The sequence below is a fragment of the Pseudomonas sp. MYb541 genome, from assembly GCF_037479595.1.
Lineage (GTDB): Bacteria > Pseudomonadota > Gammaproteobacteria > Pseudomonadales > Pseudomonadaceae > Aquipseudomonas > Aquipseudomonas canadensis.
The window spans coordinates 14,518-31,860 of record NZ_JBBGYS010000066.1 but is presented as its reverse complement, the minus strand read 5'-3'; the positions used below and the strand labels follow the sequence as shown (position 1 = coordinate 31,860).

Annotated in this window: 15 protein-coding genes; 7 read left to right on the top strand and 8 right to left on the bottom strand. The window is 61.7% G+C overall.

The genetic code is table 11. The annotated features are described in order from the left end of the window. Positions 1–251: 251 nt before the first annotated feature. A complete protein-coding gene (mrdA, locus tag WH299_RS28280) occupies positions 252–2,144 on the top strand; it encodes a penicillin-binding protein 2 (RefSeq protein WP_339551946.1) in 1,893 nt (630 codons plus the stop codon). 1 nt (position 2,145) lies between these two features. Here the strand turns inward: mrdA and WH299_RS28275 are convergent, their stop codons facing one another. Further along, positions 2,146–2,547 carry a GFA family protein gene (locus tag WH299_RS28275; RefSeq protein WP_122729392.1) on the bottom strand — a complete coding sequence of 134 codons (402 nt, stop codon included), beginning with the start codon at positions 2,545–2,547 and terminating at the stop codon, positions 2,146–2,148. A 67-nt stretch (positions 2,548–2,614) separates the two neighbouring features. Between WH299_RS28275 and WH299_RS28270 the strand changes: the two genes are divergently transcribed. Together WH299_RS28270 and WH299_RS28265 are read left to right on the top strand one after the other, a co-directional pair. Continuing rightward, the gene (locus tag WH299_RS28270; protein WP_339551945.1) at positions 2,615–3,001 is read left to right on the top strand and encodes a TonB-dependent receptor domain-containing protein; all 387 of its coding nucleotides are present in this window, start codon (positions 2,615–2,617) and stop codon (positions 2,999–3,001) included. A 79-nt stretch (positions 3,002–3,080) separates the two neighbouring features. Then, positions 3,081–3,548, top strand: coding sequence for an SRPBCC family protein (locus WH299_RS28265; RefSeq protein WP_126571722.1), 468 nt, complete (start codon positions 3,081–3,083; stop codon positions 3,546–3,548). A 41-nt stretch (positions 3,549–3,589) separates the two neighbouring features. Here the strand turns inward: WH299_RS28265 and WH299_RS28260 are convergent, their stop codons facing one another. Both WH299_RS28260 and WH299_RS28255 read right to left on the bottom strand, forming a co-directional pair. Beyond that, positions 3,590–4,177, bottom strand: a complete 588-nt coding sequence (locus WH299_RS28260; protein WP_123474282.1) for a hypothetical protein — start codon at positions 4,175–4,177, stop codon at positions 3,590–3,592. Between the two features lie 86 nt (positions 4,178–4,263). Next, on the bottom strand, positions 4,264–6,501 hold the full coding sequence (locus WH299_RS28255; protein WP_339551944.1) for a TonB-dependent receptor: 2,238 nt from the start codon (positions 6,499–6,501) through the stop codon (positions 4,264–4,266). 197 nt (positions 6,502–6,698) lie between these two features. On the opposite strand from WH299_RS28255, the gene WH299_RS28250 reads away from it, so the two are divergent. The 4 genes from WH299_RS28250 (at position 6,699) to WH299_RS28235 (ending at position 11,090) form a co-directional block, all read left to right on the top strand. Next, the gene (locus WH299_RS28250) at positions 6,699–9,056 is read left to right on the top strand and encodes a DNA polymerase II (RefSeq protein WP_339551943.1); all 2,358 of its coding nucleotides are present in this window, start codon (positions 6,699–6,701) and stop codon (positions 9,054–9,056) included. Between the two features lie 70 nt (positions 9,057–9,126). After that, positions 9,127–9,705, top strand: coding sequence for a GNAT family N-acetyltransferase (locus tag WH299_RS28245; RefSeq protein ID WP_339551942.1), 579 nt, complete (start codon positions 9,127–9,129; stop codon positions 9,703–9,705). A gap of 12 nt (positions 9,706–9,717) precedes the next feature. Continuing rightward, positions 9,718–10,350 carry a glutathione S-transferase gene (locus WH299_RS28240; RefSeq protein ID WP_323625514.1) on the top strand — a complete coding sequence of 211 codons (633 nt, stop codon included), beginning with the start codon at positions 9,718–9,720 and terminating at the stop codon, positions 10,348–10,350. Positions 10,351–10,514: 164 nt separating this feature from the next. Continuing rightward, on the top strand, positions 10,515–11,090 hold the full coding sequence (locus WH299_RS28235) for a DUF4174 domain-containing protein (RefSeq protein WP_068931713.1): 576 nt from the start codon (positions 10,515–10,517) through the stop codon (positions 11,088–11,090). Positions 11,091–11,116: 26 nt separating this feature from the next. Here the strand turns inward: WH299_RS28235 and WH299_RS28230 are convergent, their stop codons facing one another. Genes WH299_RS28230 through WH299_RS28210 form a run of 5 tightly spaced genes read right to left on the bottom strand, consistent with a single transcriptional unit; the run spans position 11,117 to position 17,336 of the window. After that, a complete protein-coding gene (locus tag WH299_RS28230) occupies positions 11,117–12,163 on the bottom strand; it encodes an acyltransferase family protein (protein WP_126571717.1) in 1,047 nt (348 codons plus the stop codon). Between the two features lie 22 nt (positions 12,164–12,185). After that, a complete protein-coding gene (gene murJ / locus WH299_RS28225; protein WP_339551941.1) occupies positions 12,186–13,595 on the bottom strand; it encodes a murein biosynthesis integral membrane protein MurJ in 1,410 nt (469 codons plus the stop codon). Then, entirely contained in the window at positions 13,595–15,022 is a 1,428-nt protein-coding gene (locus tag WH299_RS28220) for an O-antigen ligase family protein (protein WP_068931716.1), read from the bottom strand. Before WH299_RS28220 ends, murJ begins: the two co-directional genes overlap by 1 nt. A 2-nt stretch (positions 15,023–15,024) precedes the next feature. Next, on the bottom strand, positions 15,025–16,128 hold the full coding sequence (locus tag WH299_RS28215; RefSeq protein WP_123474276.1) for a glycosyltransferase family 4 protein: 1,104 nt from the start codon (positions 16,126–16,128) through the stop codon (positions 15,025–15,027). After that, a complete protein-coding gene (locus WH299_RS28210) occupies positions 16,119–17,336 on the bottom strand; it encodes a glycosyltransferase family 4 protein (RefSeq protein ID WP_339551940.1) in 1,218 nt (405 codons plus the stop codon). Before WH299_RS28210 ends, WH299_RS28215 begins: the two co-directional genes overlap by 10 nt. Positions 17,337–17,343 lie beyond the last annotated feature (7 nt).

Below are 17,343 nucleotides of genomic sequence, written 5' to 3'. Positions count from 1 at the left end.
GAAACCCCATTTGCGAAAGCAGATGGGGTTTTGTTTTGGGCGGTCGAAAATTTCAGTCATCGCAAATCAATTCGACAACCCTGTGACTCCTCTGTGCAATTGCTCTCATAAAAACGGCTCATCAGCATGCCGTTCGGGAATTCGATACAAAGTGTTTCCGCATTTTTGGTATGGTGCAGCACATTTTCACAGGGATTGATCTTTCATCCGCAGGACGCGGCGTCGACCTTATTCAACGAGATGCTGTAGAAATGCCTGAACCCATACCGATCAAAGATCACGAGAAAGAGAACCGCCTAGTCAACAAGCGCCTGCTCGCCTGCGCGCTGTTGGTGATCGGCATCACCTGCGCGCTGGTGGGGCGCATGTACTTTCTGCAGGTCGTACAGTTCGACTATCACTCCACGATTTCCGAGAACAACCGTGTCCACGTATTGCCGATCACCCCGACGCGTGGGTTGATCTATGACCGTAACGGCGTGGTACTGGCCGACAACCGCCCCAGCTACAACCTGACCATCACCCGCGAACGCACCACCGACCTCAAGGGGGAGTTGGACGCTATCGTCAGCTTGCTGCACCTGCCTACCGAAGACCGCGCTGTCTTCGACAAGGCGCTGAAACAGGCGCGCCATCCTTTCGTCCCTGTGACCTTGTTTTACGAATTGACCGAAGAGCAGATCGCGCTACTGGCCGTGAACGAGTTCCGCCTCCCTGGCGTAGACGTAGAACCGCAGTTCGTCCGCCATTACCCGTTGGGCGCTCACTTTGCGCACTCCATCGGTTACGTAGGCCGGATCAACGAGAAGGAATCCAAAGCCCTCGACTCCGTGGAGTACCGCGGTACGCAGTCCATCGGCAAGACCGGTATCGAGCGCTTCTACGAATCCGAGTTGCATGGCCACGTCGGCTATGAAGAGGTCGAGACCAATGCTCAGGGCCGCGTACTGCGCGTACTCAAGCACACCGACCCGATCCCCGGCAAAAACATCGTGCTGAGCCTCGACGTGCACCTTCAGGAAGCGGCAGAAGAAGCCTTGGGTGATCGCCGTGGTTCGGTGGTTGCACTGGACCCGCAAACCGGTGAAGTACTGGCCATGGTCAGCAAGCCAAGTTTCGATCCGAACTTGTTTGTCACCGGTATCAGCTTCAAGGAATACGCCGCGCTGCACGACTCCATCGACCGTCCGCTGTTCAACCGTGTATTACGCGGGCTCTACGCGCCAGGTTCGACCATCAAGCCGGAAGTCGCCATCGCCGGTCTGGACAGTGGTGTTGTTACTGCTCAAACCCGAGTATTCGACCCTGGCTACTACCAGTTGCCGGACTTTGACCACAAATACCGCAACTGGAACCACAGCGGCGACGGTTGGGTAGACATGGACGCGGCCATCATGCGTTCCAACGACACCTACTTTTACGACTTGGCCCACAAGCTGGGCATCGATCGCCTGCACGACTACATGGCTGAGTTCGGCCTGGGCCAGAAAGTCTCATTGGACATGTTCGAAGAGTCCGCCGGCCTGATGCCTTCCCAGGCCTGGAAGCGCGCCACGCGCCGGCAACCCTGGTTCCCGGGTGAAACCGTGATCCTCGGCATTGGTCAGGGCTACATGCAGGTCACGCCACTGCAACTGGCCCAGGCTACCGCATTGATCGCCAATAAAGGCGTGTGGAACCGACCGCACCTGGCCAAGACCATTAATGGTGTGCCACCCGTGGATGAAAACCCCATGCCCAACGTGGTCCTCAAGGACCCGCGTGACTGGGAGCAGGTCAATCACGGCATGCAACTGGTGATGCACGATCCGCGTGGCATCGCCCGCGCTGCCGCACAAGGCGCGCAATACCGCATTGCCGGCAAGAGTGGTACGGCGCAAGTGGTGGCGATCAAGCAAGGTGAGCGCTACAACCGAGAGAAGACCCTGGAACGCCATCGCGACAACGCCCTGTTCGTTGGCTTCGCGCCGGCCGAACACCCGAAGATCGTGATTTCGGTGATGATCGAAAACGGCGAGGCCGGCGGCCGCGTGGCAGGCCCGGTGGTGCGCCAGATCATGGACGCCTGGCTGCTCGACCAGGAAGGCCATCTGAAACCACAATATGCGACGCCGGCAAAAGCGCCCGGCGACCCCAAGGTGTGATTCAGGCTTTCCACTCGTCCCATTGATCTACGTCTTCGTAGACCAGCCAAGGCACATCATGGGCGGTCCAGATGTGCGCGGTGGGCCTGACGCCCGGATCGTCATCCAGCGTCGCCACCCGCACAATGACGTGGGGTTGATGCTCTCGCTCCGCCATCAGGTGTGAACCACAGCGCGAGCAGAAATGCCGCAGTTTGCCCGGCGACGATTCGAAGGACGCCAGCAACTCCTGGCCCTGTGTCCAGCGAAAGTGTTCACGCATCACGCCTGCCGTCGCCACAAATGCCGCCGCATGCACCTTGCGGCAGCTGTTGCAATGGCAGTGGCTGATGGGCATATCCAGGCTGTCGAGTTGATAGTGCACGGCCTTGCAGAAGCAACTTCCATGGAGCTGTTGAGTCATCGTGATCACCTCAAGGGGAGGGGGACAATTTACCTTTCGCCGACACGCTGCGCATCCGTGATTTCCGGTGAAGTGGTATACCTACCGCGAGTCGCATGCCAAGGACGGAGCGCGCGTGGAGGTCAACCAGCCGATCAACCTGTTCAAGCTCGGCACCACTTACCGCCTGCCAGACACCCTGAACCGTTTGACGGTGGGCGGCAATGTCACCTGGCAGAGCGAGATGTACGCCACCACGCAGATCAACTACACCGGGCCGTACTACAAGGCGGTCCAGGATCCCTTCGCTGTGGTGGGCCTGTTGGCGAACTACCAGGTGGATGAGCACTTGTCCGTAGGACTGAACGTCAACAATCTGTTCGACAAGAAGTATTACGACGGCATGGGCACGTTCAACTCAGGTTCCTATGGCGAGCCGCGTAATGCGATGGTCAACGCCAAGTGGAAGTTCTGAAGTAAGTCGCAACACCAATGCGTGGCCGAAAGGTTGCGCATTGTTCGATGTCGCCTACTGTCAATGGAGGAGGTGACTTATGCACGTATTGGATCGAATCGAACGAAAAGCCCTGCTCAACGCGTCACGTAGACAGGTCTGGGAGGCCATCACCGATGCCGAGCAATTCGGCCAATGGTTTGGTATCGCCCTTACAGGCAAAACCTTCGTTGCCGGGCAAAGTATCGAGGCGCCGATCACTTATCCGGGCTACGAACATGTGATCTGGAAGGCCAGGATCGAACGCATCCTGCCGCAAACACTGTTTTCTTTCTGGTGGCATCCCTTTGCGGTAGAGGAGGGTGTCGACTACGACCAGGAAACCCCAACGTTGGTGGAGTTCACGATTAAGGATCGGGCGCCGGGCATTCTGCTGCGGGTGGTCGAATCCGGGTTCGATGCCGTGCCTGAGGCACGACGGCAGAAGGCCTTCAAAATGAATTCCCGTGGCTGGGACGAACAGATGGGCAACATCGAAAACTACCTGAGCCGGGCCCGCCAGGCTTGAGGGTAACGGGCATCATCAGTGATGCCCGCCTTTCACTGGTCTCAGCCTTCGTGAGCGGTGGTGATCTCCAGGGTGTCGGTGTAAGTCACCACCACACTCTGCCCGACCTTGAGGTCTTTGAGGCCGGCACGGATTTCCGGTTTCTCAACGTTCAACACCTTCGTCGCACCGGCTGGATTCTCCAGGGTGACCTGGTTTTTCTTCAGGTCGATATGAGTGATCTTCAACTGCACCTGCACCTGGCGGAAGGCCGCGCCACCTGGGTTCGGGTTGTCGGCGGTGGCGCGGATCACGCCGGTTTTTTCGCTGGCGTCTGGTGCGCTCTTGTCCACGTCGGTGTCCAGCACGGCCGCGACCGAGTGGGTGGTCAACACCTTGACCTGGTCGCCGACCTTGAGATTGCCCAGGTCCTTGGCGTCATCGGTGAGCTGCACATGCACCTCACGGCCCTCAGCTCCCGCAAGCACGACCTGATGCTTGGCGGCATCCACCGCCAGCACTTTGGTGGTGACTTCATCGGCTTCAAGGGATTTGGACAGCGGGATATCGGCGGCATGGGCCACCAGGTTGCCGGCGGACAGAAGGGTGGCCAGGGCGATTGCCTGGCGCAGGGAACGAGATAACTTCATTGTCAGACTTCCATGTGAGAGAAGCCCTGAGGCTAGTGGTGAGCCGGGGATGCGCAAATCTGCCGGCTCACGTTGTTGCCGCCCTGTTAGAAGTCCACGCTGGCCGACAGCTTGGCGACACGTGGATCGCCTTGGCTCAGGAAACCGCCCTGCGCCGATTCCCAGTACTTTTCGTTGGCGACGTTTTCCACGGTGGCGCCGAGGGTGACGTCACGCTGGGCCACCTTGAAGTTGTAGCGCGCGCCTACGTCGAAGCGGTTCCATGCCGGCAGACTCAGGTTGTTCGCGGCGTCGGCGTACTGCCCACCGGTACGCAACATGCGGCCGTTGAGGGTCACGCCTTGCAGGCCAGGCACATCCCAATCCACGCCGGCATTGAGCTGGAACGAAGGCACGCCGATTGCGCGGTTACCGTCGTTGGCGCCGTTTTGCGTGTCCTTGAGTTCGGTCTTCATGACGGTCACGCCGCCCAGCAGGCGCAGGCCGCTGACCGGTTCGCCGAAGACGTTCAACTCAACGCCTTTGTTGATCTGCAGGCCTTCGCGGACATAACGCGCTGTCGTTGCATCGATGACTTGAACGTAACCGGCCCCAGGTTGTTCGATACGGTAAACACCCAGTGTTGCCCCATAGGTGCCCATATCAACCTTGACGCCTGCTTCGATTTGCTTGGAGCGCGCGGGCGCAAACGCCTGTCCACCGCCAATGATGGTCCGGTTGCCCGAATTGACGGGAGATGTCGGCCCTTGGGCCAGGCCTTCGATGCGATTGGCGTAGAAGGACACGTGCTCCCACGGCTTGAAGACCAAGCCGTAGACCGGAGTGGTGATCGACTCGTCGTAGTTGGCGGTGCGGGTCCCGCTCATGTAGTTGTAGCCCTGCACCACCATCTGCTGGCGGCGCGCGCCGAGCGTGACCAACAGGCGGTCATCGAAGAACCCCAAGGTATCGGAGACCGCTGCGCTGCGCACGAACGTCTTGGCGGTAATGGTTGGGTCGCTGAAATCAGTGCCTGGCGTATTGCGTGGGTTGTTCAAGGTGGGCGGTGCGCCGGTTACCGGGTCGTAGATATTGGTTGGAGTCGCTGTCGACGAAGCGTTGAACACATAGGCGTTGCGTGCCTGGGTCCAGATACCGGCCAAACCGAAGTTGAGGCGGTGACTGATAGCGCCGGTCTGGAACTTGCCATTCAGGCCGCCCATGGCGCTGCGGTTGTCTTCTTCGTGGGCAATGGTCGAGCGGCTCGCCAGGGCGTTGCCGCTGTTGTCAGTCAGGGTGACAGATGAATACTGCCCCATTTCGCGGGTGTGCTTGGCGCCTGCCGCCGCATAGGCCGTCCAGTTTTCGTTCAAGTCATACTCGGCGCGCAGCATTCCCAGGGTGTCTTCAAGGTTGGTGCTGCTCCAGCTTGGCGCGTAGTTGGTGTCGGCCGACGGTGCATCCGGGACATGGGTGGCGGTGCCCAGGAAGACCGAGTTGCGCCCGCCGTTGATTCGCTGCTTCTGGTACACAAAGTCACTCGACAAGCGCAACGCATCGCCACGGTAGTCCAGGCCGACGGCAAACAGCTTCGAGCGCTGGCTTTCATCATCGATACCGGTATCGCCTTCGCGCTGGGACAGGTTCACCCGTGCGCCAAAACGGTTGTCTTCACCGAAGCGCTGGCCAATATCCAAGTGTTCGCCCACCCGCCCATCAGTGCTGATATCAGTGCTGAATCGACGCAACGGCACATCATCGGCGCGCTTGGGTTGCAGGTTCACACCGCCGCCGATCCCCGAACCGCCGGGCGTCACGCCGTTGATGAAGGCATTGGGGCCCTTGAACACTTCCACGCGCTCCAAGGCGTCAGTGGAGATGATCTGGCGCGGCAGGATGCCGTACAAGCCGTTGAAGGAAATGTCGTCGCCATTCAGTGGCAGGCCACGAATCATGAAGGTCTGCGCCTGGTTGGCAAACCCCGACGCCTGGCGCACGGACGAGTCGTTGAGTAGCACGTCACCGACGGTCTCGGCCTGCTGGTCGCGAATCAGTTTCTCGGTGTAGGAGGCCATGCTGAATGGCACGTCCATGATGTCCTGGTTGCCCAGCACACCCAATTGACCTCCGCGTGCCACTTGGCCGCCGGCGTACACCGGGGGTAGGGCACTTGGCGCGGGGGCGTCGGCATTGATGTTGGTAGCGCCCAGTTCCAGCGTGTTGCCCTCCTGACCGGTGTTCGCATCCTGCGGGGTGGCTGGGGTGGCAGCATGAGCGCTGAGGCTCAGGGAGCAGCACAGGGCGAGCAGGGTCGGGCGAAACGGCACGGCGAATGGGGCGGGCATGGGCGATCCTGACGGCTAACCGTCATGTGTGAGGAAAAGGGCAACGGCGTTGCGCGTCCTCACTGCGCGGATACGACTCCGGTGCAAATGATAGTAATTATTATTAACGCGTTGCAACAAATTTTTACTAACACGGTCTGCGCGCGCGGATGCCGAGTAGAATCACGCCCTGAAAGCGATTCCTGAGGTGCGGTACGGTGGATTTACAGCAGGGTTTTGTCCTGACCCGGCATTGGCGCGATACCCCGGCGGGCACGGAGGTCAGTTTCTGGCTGGCCACCGACCACGGTCCGAGGTTGATCCGCCTACCCGTGCAGACCTCGGTGATGTTCATCCCCGAGGCCCATCGCAAGCCACTGGATTGGCTGCTCAAGGGCGAGCGCGATATCGAGTTGCGCCCGTTGCAACTGTGCGATTTCCATCACCGCCCCGTCCTCGGCCTGTACACCCGCCAGCACCGCCAGGCGATGGATGTGGAAAAACGCCTGCGCGCGGCGGGCGTCGACGTCTACGAAGGCGACGTGCGCCCGCCCGAGCGCTATATGATGGAGCGTTTCATCACCGCGCCTGTGTGGTTTGGCGGCACACCCGACGCCAGCGGTGTGCTCTGCGACGCACAGATGAAACCCGCGCCCGACTACCGTCCGCCGCTGAAACTGGTGTCCCTCGACATCGAAACCACCGCCCAGGGCGATCTCTACTCCATCGCCCTCGAAGGCTGCGGCGAGCGCCAGGTGTACATGCTTGGCCCGCCGAACAACACCGACGCGGTGGACTTCAAGCTCGACTACTGCGACACCCGTGCCCAACTGCTCGAACGCCTCAACCAATGGCTGGCGCTGCACGACCCCGATGCGATCATCGGCTGGAACGTGGTGCAGTTCGACCTGCGCGTGCTCCACGAACATGCCCAGCGCCTCAACGTGCCGCTCATGCTTGGCCGTGGTGAAGAACCGATGGCCTGGCGCGAACACGGCAGCCGCAACCATTACTTCGCGGCGGCGGCGGGGCGCTTGATTATCGATGGCATCGAAGCCCTGCGTTCGGCCACCTGGAATTTCGAATCCTTCAGCCTGGAAAACGTCGCGCAAACCCTGTTGGGCGAAGGCAAGGACATTTCCACGCCGTACCAGCGCATGGACGAGATCAACCGCATGTTCGCCGAGGACAAGCCCGCCCTGGCGCGCTACAACCTCAAGGACTGCGAGTTGGTCACGCGGATTTTCGAGAAGACCGAACTGCTCAAGTTCCTGCTGGAGCGCGCCAGCGTCACCGGCTTGCCGGCCGACCGCAATGGCGGCTCCGTCGCCGCGTTCACCCATTTGTACATGCCGCTGATGCACCGCCAGGGCTTCGTTGCGCCGAACCTGGGCGACAAGCCGCCCCAGGCCAGCCCCGGCGGATTTGTCATGGACTCGCGCCCTGGCCTTTACGAATCGGTGTTGGTGCTCGACTACAAAAGCCTCTACCCGTCGATCATCCGCAGTTTCCTGATCGACCCGGTTGGCTTGATCGAAGGCCTCAAACATCCTGACGACAGTGACTCGGTGGAAGGCTTTCGCGGCGCACGGTTTTCCCGCACCCGGCATTGTCTGCCATCTATCGTCGCACGGGTTTCCGAAGGCCGCGAAGTGGCCAAGCGCGAACATAACGCGCCGCTGTCCCAGGCGCTGAAAATCATCATGAACGCCTTCTACGGCGTACTCGGCTCCAGCGGCTGCCGCTTCTTCGATACACGCCTGGCCTCGTCGATCACGATGCGTGGCCACCAGATCATGCGCCAGACCCGCGAACTGGTCGAAGCCCAAGGCTATGAGGTGATCTACGGCGACACCGACTCCACCTTCGTGTGGCTCGGCAGCGCGCATTCCCAAGAGGACGCCAGTCGTATCGGCCAAGCCTTGGTGCAGCACGTCAACGATTGGTGGCGCGAGCACCTGCTCACCGCGCTCGGCCTGCAAAGCGCCCTGGAGTTGCAGTACGAAACCCACTTCACGCGGTTCCTCATGCCGACCATCCGTGGTGCGGAGGAGGGCAGCAAGAAACGCTATGCCGGTCTGGTGGTGCGCAGCGATGGCAATGAAGAAATGGTCTACAAAGGCCTGGAAACCGTGCGCAGCGACTGGTCGCCCCTGGCCCGTCGATTCCAGCAGGAACTCTACCAGCGCATCTTTCATCGCCAGCCCCATCAGGACTATATCCGCGACTACGTGCGCCGTACCCTCAGCGGCGAATTCGATGAGCTGCTGATCTACCGCAAACGCCTGCGCCGCCGGCTGGACGACTACGAGCGCAACGTGCCGCCCCATGTCCGCGCCGCGCGTCTGGCCGATGAATACAACGACCGCCTGAACCGCCCGCGCCAGTACCAGCGCGGTGGCTGGATCAGCTACGTGATCAGCGTCAATGGCCCGGAACCCCTGGAAGTGCGGCAAGCGCCCATCGATTACGACCACTACGTCACCCGGCAATTGCAGCCGGTGGCGGATGCGATCCTGCCGTTCGTGAATGACGATTTCAGCACCCTGGTGGGCGGTCAGATGGGCTTGTTTTAAAACGCTTGATTCGTCAGGGTGGCAGCCTGCACTCTCTGTCTCTGATGACCACCCAGACGGCGCTGCCACCATGACCCTGATCACTCTGACCGGCACCACGGTCGAACTCCTGCCCCTGCAAAGGGAACACAAGGCCGCCTTGCTCGACGCCGCCGCCGATGGCGAATTGTGGAACCTGAAGGTCACCAACGTACCGGGCCCGGACACCGTCGATCAATACATCGATACTGCCCTGTCAGGGCGTGATGCCGGTAGCGTGATCCCGTTCACTTTGGTGCGTCGTGAAGACGGCCAAGTGGTCGGCAGCACGCGGTTCTGGAAGGTCGACCGGTTCAATCGCAAACTGGAAATCGGCCATACCTGGCTGGCGCTGTCCACGCAGAAAAGCGCGATCAACACCGAAGCCAAGTTGCTGTTGCTGACCTACGCGTTCGAAGTGCTCGACTGCGTGCGCGTGCAATTCACCACCGATGAACTCAACGAAAAGTCCCGCGCCGCGATCCTGCGCCTCGGCGCCGTGCAGGAAGGTATCGTGCGCCACGAACGCATCATGTCCGATGGGCGCAAGCGCAACTCGGTGCGCTTCAGCATCATCGATTCGGAATGGCCGCAGGTGAAAGCCAACTTGCAGGCCAAACTGCAACGCTAGGAGGAAAAGCCCATGTACACGCTGTATGGCATCGACGAATCCGGCTCTTGCATGATCGAAATCGCCCTGCAGCGCTGTGCAGTGCAGTGGCGACGGGTGGACGCGGCCTCCTGGGCGGAGGGCGAAGGCAGTGATGAGTTGGCTCGGATCAACCCGCTCAAGCAGGTGCCCACACTGGTCACCCCCGATGGCCAGGTGCTGACGGAAAGTGCCGCGATCCTGATCCACCTCGGCCTGGAATATCCCGCCTCGGACCTGCTGGCCGGCAACCGCGCGCAGATCATCCGCGGCCTGGTGTACATCGCGGCCAATTGCTATTCGGCCATCGGCATCATCGACTACCCGCAACGCTGGCTCGGCAACGTCAACGAAACGGTGCAGGCGCAACTGGTGACGGGCACTCGGCGATACCTGCACCAGGCCTGGGTAGTGTTCGCCGATCAGTTCGCCGGGCAGTTGTTTGCGCCGAACGGCGTGCCCAATGCGCTGGGCCTCATGGCGGCGGCGGTGTCGCGCTGGGATGAAGCACGAGAGGCATTGAACGGCCTGGCGCCGGGCTTTGCCCAGAGCCTGGCACAGGTGGATACCGACCCTGTCGTCGCCCCCGTATTTGCGCGGCATTGGCCGGAGTGGAAGGCCTCATGATGTTTCCGAAATCAGTGGAAACAATGACAGTCGAGCCCACCAAACCCTTGCGTAGCGGGCGTCCTGTCCTACGCTTTCTTATAGTGCTGTAGGAATCATCCTTGAATTTGAATGTCGCAGACATGAAACTCAAGAACCCTGCATGGAATACAAAGGAGGTGCGCATGCTCATCCGGTCGCTGACCCTGGCTACCTTGATGGCTTTTACGGGGCCGCTGTTGGCTGCTGATGATATCAACCCGCTCAAGCAAGACTTGGGCAAGGCCCGGCCGCTGGTGGTGGTGGAGCTTGATTCCGGCAACAACACCTTGGCTACCCTCAAGAAACAGTTGGACGAGCCTGCGACCAAGCAGTCCTTTGAAGAACGCAGCATGGTGTTCTACACCGTGAAGTTCGGCAGTATCGGCGCTGAAGGCGAGAAGTTCGCCAAGGACCCCAAGGACAATAAAAAGCTCACGCCTCCGGAAACCAACGCGCTGATCCGTGCCCTCAAACTGGGTGCCGGCAGTGGCACCAAGGTGATCCTGGTGGGCAAGGACGGCGAGAAGAAAGTCGAGAAGACCGTGCCACCGGATACCCTCGACCTGAAGGAGTTCTTCAGCGCTATTGACCAGATGCCGATGGCCGAGAAAGAAACCGCAGCCGCCCCGGAGCCTGAACCTGCCGCCCCGGCGCCAGCCAAAGGCGCCAAGCCTGCCAAACACGGCGCCAAGCCAGCCCCGCAACAACTCGACGACTGAACCCAACACCCTGTAGGTGCGAACGCCTACAGGGTTTTTTGTGGCTTGCGCACCGGAAACGGAAAGTAGAAAAACCGCAAAAACGCCACCCGCTTGATCACTTCCCCGATCAGCAAAGGCACCACCACAGCCACCACAAAACCCACGCAAGCCGCGACAAATGCGTGCAGCCCCAGGCGCTCCAGCAGGTCAACCGTCTTGTGCTGGATCTCGCCGTGGAAGATCAGCAGGATCAAGGTGTTCTGGCCAATGTAGGTCATCGCCCGCGTGATGACGGTCGACACCATCAACACCCGCGCCAGTGACCAGCACGCGTACACGCCGAGCACCGCCAGCAGGCTGGTCCACAGCCAATGGTCGTAGCGGCGCTGCGCCAGGTCCATGGTGGCGTGGCTGTAGAGGAACACGGCGGCGAACAACGCCACCGACATCAGCAGCGCCAGCCACGATCCCTCATGTCGACGCAGCCAGTCGCGCAGTAGGTAGCCGCAGATGAAGTAGGTGCTGCTGATCAGGGTGATTTCAAGGCCGAAGGGCAGGCCGGGCAACGTCCAGGTCTGCCCGCCGACGCTCACCGGTATTTGCCAGAACCACGGCAGTACCCATATGCCGATTAACAGTTGTACCGCCATCAGCAGGCAGCTCACCGGCAATGAAAGCTTCAAACGCTGGATCAGGCGCAGCATCACCCAACTGAACAGGATCGCCACCCAGAAGTGCGGCAGAAACCACAGCGCCTGCCAGGGAATGGTATCCACCGAGGCATACAGCACGCCGCCGATGTCCGGCAGCAGGGGTTGGCCGCGCAACACGTCGCGTACGATCACATACACCAGCATGGTGAAGAAAAACGGCTTGAGTAGACCGTCGGCCTTGCGCACGGCCATCTCCACAAACGGCTGCTCGGGCTTGAAGAACACGCCGGACAGGAAAAAGAACAACGGCAAGATGAACGAGGCTATGATCGGGTACTGCAGCTCCAGCGAGTTCGCCACGAACCAACTGTGACCGTACACGATCATCAGGATGCCGATACCCTTGGCAATGTCCATTTGAATCCAACGATGTTTCATCCGCCTATCCCCGGTCGATCATTCATGCCTTGCGCCACGGCTTCAGCCACAGCCCCATGCCCAGCAACACCACGGCGCCGGCCAGGATGCTCAGCCCCAGTTGCAGCCACACGTCTTCAATCCGAAACAGCGCCAACGCCGCCACGCCCATCAGTACGGCGCTGAGCAGCCAGTTCCGCGCCCAGGGCAGGGCGCCGAGCAAGGCCTGGCGTTGCATCAGCAGCAGCGCGGTGCAGATCACCCCGGCCAGTGCCGCCAACGGAATCCCCGCCAAGCCGAATACAAACGGCAGCACGCCGAGCAGCAGCACATTGACCAAGCTGCCGAGCAGTTCGCAGCGCAGTGGCTGGCGCGTGTCCCCGGCCGCATAGGCGTAACGCGCGAGCAAGGCGTTCCAGGCGCCGAATACCAGCGGTACGGCAAACCAGGCCAGCAGCAGAGGCAGCGGTGAGTCCAGCGATTGCTTGGGCAGCAGCAACGCCACCAGGCTCGGGGCCGCCGCCACCAGACCGACGCCGGCGGGCAGGGTCAATACGCTGGCGGTTTCCAGGCCACGTTTAAGCAGGGCCAGGCGCTCATCGCCCTGACGGCGGCTCATCATGCCCAGCAGCACCTGGTTGAGGCTCATCAGCGCAATCAGCGGCAGGTTCATCAGCTTGCGTGCCAGGTTGACCCAGGTCACCGCGCCTTCACCCAGCAGCGATGCCACCAGCCGTTCAATCAGCGCCAGGCCCTGGCTGGCGCCGTTGCTCAGTAACAATGGACCGATGCGCTGGCCCAATTCCCGCAGGGGCGCGAGCGACAATTGCCAGCGCCACGGCCGCCAGCCCTGGCGCCACATCGAGGGCAGCAACGCCAACGGCATCAACAGGCTGCCGGCCAGGCATGCCAGGGCCAGCGAGTGCGGTTGGGTGGCGGTGCCAGCGAGGGCGAGGTAGGTCACCGGTGGCAGGTTGAACAACAACGAACCCAGGCCGGCCAGCACAAACCGTTCGCTGGCCTGCAACGGGATGCTGAACAGCGCGTGCAGCATCAACCCCGGCACACACCAGGCGACGATCTGCAAGTTGCTGCTGGCGAGCACCGTGGCGCTCGCTGCCAAGCCCGGTCCGAGCAGTTGCACCAGCCACGGCGCCAGCAGCGTCAGCAGCAGGCTGGTGACCAGCGCGATCAGCAACAGTGCCGGGAACAATACCGCCAGCCAGCCCAGGCGTTCGTCGTCCTTGCGCGCCAGATACAGCGGCAGCGCCGCGGCACTCAGCACGCCGCCGGCCAGTGACATGCGCAGCGCTTCCGGCAAAAACAGCGCGATCAGGAATGCATCACTGCGCTCGCCCGCGCCCCAGGCCGCCACCAGCAGCCATTCGCGGGCAAAACCCAGGCACAGGCCCAGCAGTGTCGCCAGCGTCAGCCAGACGGCAGAGCCCAGCATCAGGGCTTGGCGCCATCAAGCACGGGCTTGCGAAAGACCACCGGTTTCACCTGTGGCAGGCGTGCCGGAAATAGCCGGCGTGCCTCCAACACGTTGATGCCGACCATCAGCCAGAACAGCGCGACCATCACCACCGCAAAGCTGAAGTAGTGGTCGAACAGGCCACTGACCAGTGCCGAGAGAATCCCCGCCGTGGTACCCAGCCAAATGGCGTTGTCCTTGGTCAGGCGGATCGGACCGTTTTCCGGGCGCGCTTCACGCCACCAGCGTACGGTCACCGCTATAAAGAACAGCATGCCGACGATGCCGGTTTTGTAGATGTAGTTCAGCCACAGGTTGGAGATGCCCAGCAAGTGAGTGTCCGGCACCGGTGGATCGACCTTGAAGCCGATGCCGAACGGGTACGACGCTACCGCCTGCGGGAACATGCGGTATTCGTCGAAACGTACTTCGGTACTGGCGTTGCTCGAAGAAAAGATCGTCGCCAAGCGTTCCTGCAACGGTGGATAGGCCATCACCAACACGACGGTCAGCGCCGCGCCGATCATCAGCAGGCGGCCGGTATATGGCACCCGGCGCGTGGCCATCCACAGCAGCACCAACGCGAGGCTGACCATCGCGCCACGGCTACTCGCCAACAGCAAGGCCGCCGCGCCCAGGCATGCCACGCCCAGGCCCAGCGCGCGTTTCCAGCCTTGCTCGGTCATGCCGAAACAGAAGGCCAGGGGCAGCAACAGCGCCATGATCCCGCCGATGGCATTCGGGTGCATCCACGGCGAGCCCATCCGCGAAGACATCGCCTCCAGGCCGAATTTGAGCATGTCGAAGTTGCCGTAGTTGAACAGTGCCAGCACCGGCGCGATGCCGGCCCCGGAACGCGTGCGCACGAACACCGCAATCGACAGCACCAGCATGGCCAGGCTGCCCAGCAGCAGGGCGATCACCAGGGATTCGCGGTGCTTGTGGTCCACCAGCAACTTGGCGCAGAGGAACACCCCCGACAAGTTCAGCAACCAACGCAGCCAGTTGGCCACGCCGCTGCTGTCGGCGTGGATGGTGACCTGGCCGACAATGAAGGGAAACACGCTGAACACCATCAGCCACAACAGCATTTGGTCGGTCGGGCGTCGAGTGAGGCTCGGTGTATCCGGCCAGCGTGCCAGGAAGCTGTTCCACAGCACCGCGCCCCAGGTCAGCGCCAGGATGGCTTCGCTGACGGTACTGCGAATGCCCAGGTTGATCGTGGAATACGGCATGAACGTAGCCACCAGGGCGAACAGCAACAGGCCCCAGAATGGAAAGCGCAGGATGGTCACCGCACCGGCCACGCCGACCACGGCGAGGAATGCCTTGGCCGGCGACAACAACAGGGCGACGGCGCCAAACAACAGGCCTAGGAGGATGGCGACGAGGCTGGGCAGGTTCACTCTCACTTCAATTCCTCGATCAATTCGGCCAGGCGTCGGCGGTAGGCGTGATGGTTGAAGCGTTGTGCCCATTGCCGGTTTTGCTCGGGTGATTCGTCATCGGCGCGCTCGCCGAGGCTGAGCATCAATTGCGTCAATGCCGGGCCGTCGGTGGGCGAAAAACGCGGCGCCGATGGCGGGGTGATTTCATCCAGCGAGGTGCCGCTGGCCACCGCCACCGGGGTGCCGACGCTCAAGGCTTCGATCACCGGCAGGCCGAAACCTTCGGCATAGGACGGCTGCCACAGGCGCGAGGCCTGGCGGTACAGCGCGTGCAATTCAGCGTCCGACACACCACTGAGCGCACGAATCCCCGGCAGGGTACGCTGGGCCTCGGGCAAATGCTCAAGGCTGCCCACCAGCACCAACTCCGGCACGGCGGGGGATTGCTGTCGCGCCTGCCGCCAGGCGTCGACCAGGAACGGCACGTTCTTGCGCAGCTCACGCGTGCCCACCAGCAGCCAATAGCGCTCTGGCAATTGGCGCGCACTGAGGTCCGCCGCCAGTTCGCAAAAGCCATCGACCTGATTGGGCAGTACGCGAATCTTGCCGGCAGCCTTGGGAAACAACCGCGCGGTTTCATCGGCGCTGTAGTGCGACGGCGTCCACACCCGGTCAGCGCTGTGCACCGCGTAGGCAATCGACAGGCGATCGCTGGTCTTGTAGATCAGCGCCTTCAGACGGTTGGCGTGGTAGTTGTTCAGCGTGATTTGAAACAGATCATGCAACAGCACGACCGTGCGCAGTCCCTTCGGCTTGGGCGGCAATGGCAGGCCCATATTGAAGGTGCTGATGTACAGGTCGATCTGCTGTTCACGCAATGCGCGCGGCAGAAAACCGGCCTCGAACCGCAGGCGATTCTGCGGCTGGTGCATCGCGGTCTTGGCGCAGCCCCAGGCCGGGCAATGGGCCTGCAAACGGGTTTCATCGCCCAGGGGCGCCACGGTAAATCGCTCAAGCTCGATGCCCGGCAGACCGTGCAGGGCGCTTTCCAGCGCATACACCTGGCGGCTGATGCCCGATTGCGGCGAGGTGCCGACGGTGCGGTAATCCAGGCCTACACGCATGCGGGCTCCTTTTGATTCACGGGCGAAAGGCTGGCGTACACCTTTTCCAACTGGCTGGCGGCGACGCTCCAGTCATGGGCGCGCCGCACATAAGCCCGGCCGGCTTCGCCCATGGGCGCGGCGGCATCGGGAAATTGCAGCAGGCGCACCACGGCGTCGGCCAGGCTCACGGCAGTCTGCCCGCCGAGGTAGTCCAGGCCTTCCACCAGGTCCAACCCCGACACGCCTTGCTCGGTACTTGCCAACGGCAAGCCGGCAGCCAGTGCTTCCAGCACCTTGAGCTTGGAACCGCCGCCGTGACGCAATGGCGCCAGAAACACCGAACAGCTCGACTGCAGTTTCAGCAGGTTGGGTACGAACCCTTGCCACTCGATGCGCGGGTCCGGCCAGCGTTCACGCCAACTGTCCGGCATGCCGAAACCGCACACGCTCATGCGCGCATCGGGGCAATGCTCCCAGACCTTGGGCAGGATTTCATCCAGGGCCCACTCGATGGCGTCGACGTTGGGCGCGTATTCATAGTTGCCGAGGAACAGCACGCGGCGGGTCGACGGGGCGGGTCGGGCGGCGGCGAAGTGATCGCAATCCACGCCATTGACCACCACCGACACGGGTTTGCCGGCGATTTTTTCCAGGGTCTTGGCATCGCTGTCGGTGACCGCCACCACGTGCGTGGCCTGGCGCATCACCCGGCGTTCCCAGCGGGCATAGCGCCATTGGTCATAGCGAATGAAGGGCAGCGACCAACCCGGCAAGCGGTCATAAGTGGCCGCACCAAGGGCCGATTCGACATTGTGTTCGGTCAGCACGAACGGCTGGGATTTACGCGCCAGTGCCTCTTCATAGGGTTGAAAACTGTAGCTGTGTTCGATCTGCACCACATCCCAATGTTCACCCAGTAACCAGTTGAAGGTGTCCTGCAATCCACCCGACAGGCCATTCACACTGGCGAGCAACGGGTAAGGCGCGAACAGCCCGGCGAGCAGCGTCGTGACGCTGCGCAACGGGCGACGCGGCAGGATGATCAACTGTTCGAGAAACGCCTCCAGCACCTGGCGGTCGGTGAGCGACACCGGGTGTTTGTCGTGCAGCAGCAAGGTGATCCGATGCCCACGCGCGGCCAGGCTGCGCAGCAGGTGGAACTGGCGCGTCTTGCCACCGCTGGTGGCGGGCCAGGGCGAGTAGGGCAGGATCCATAAAATGCGCATGGCAGGC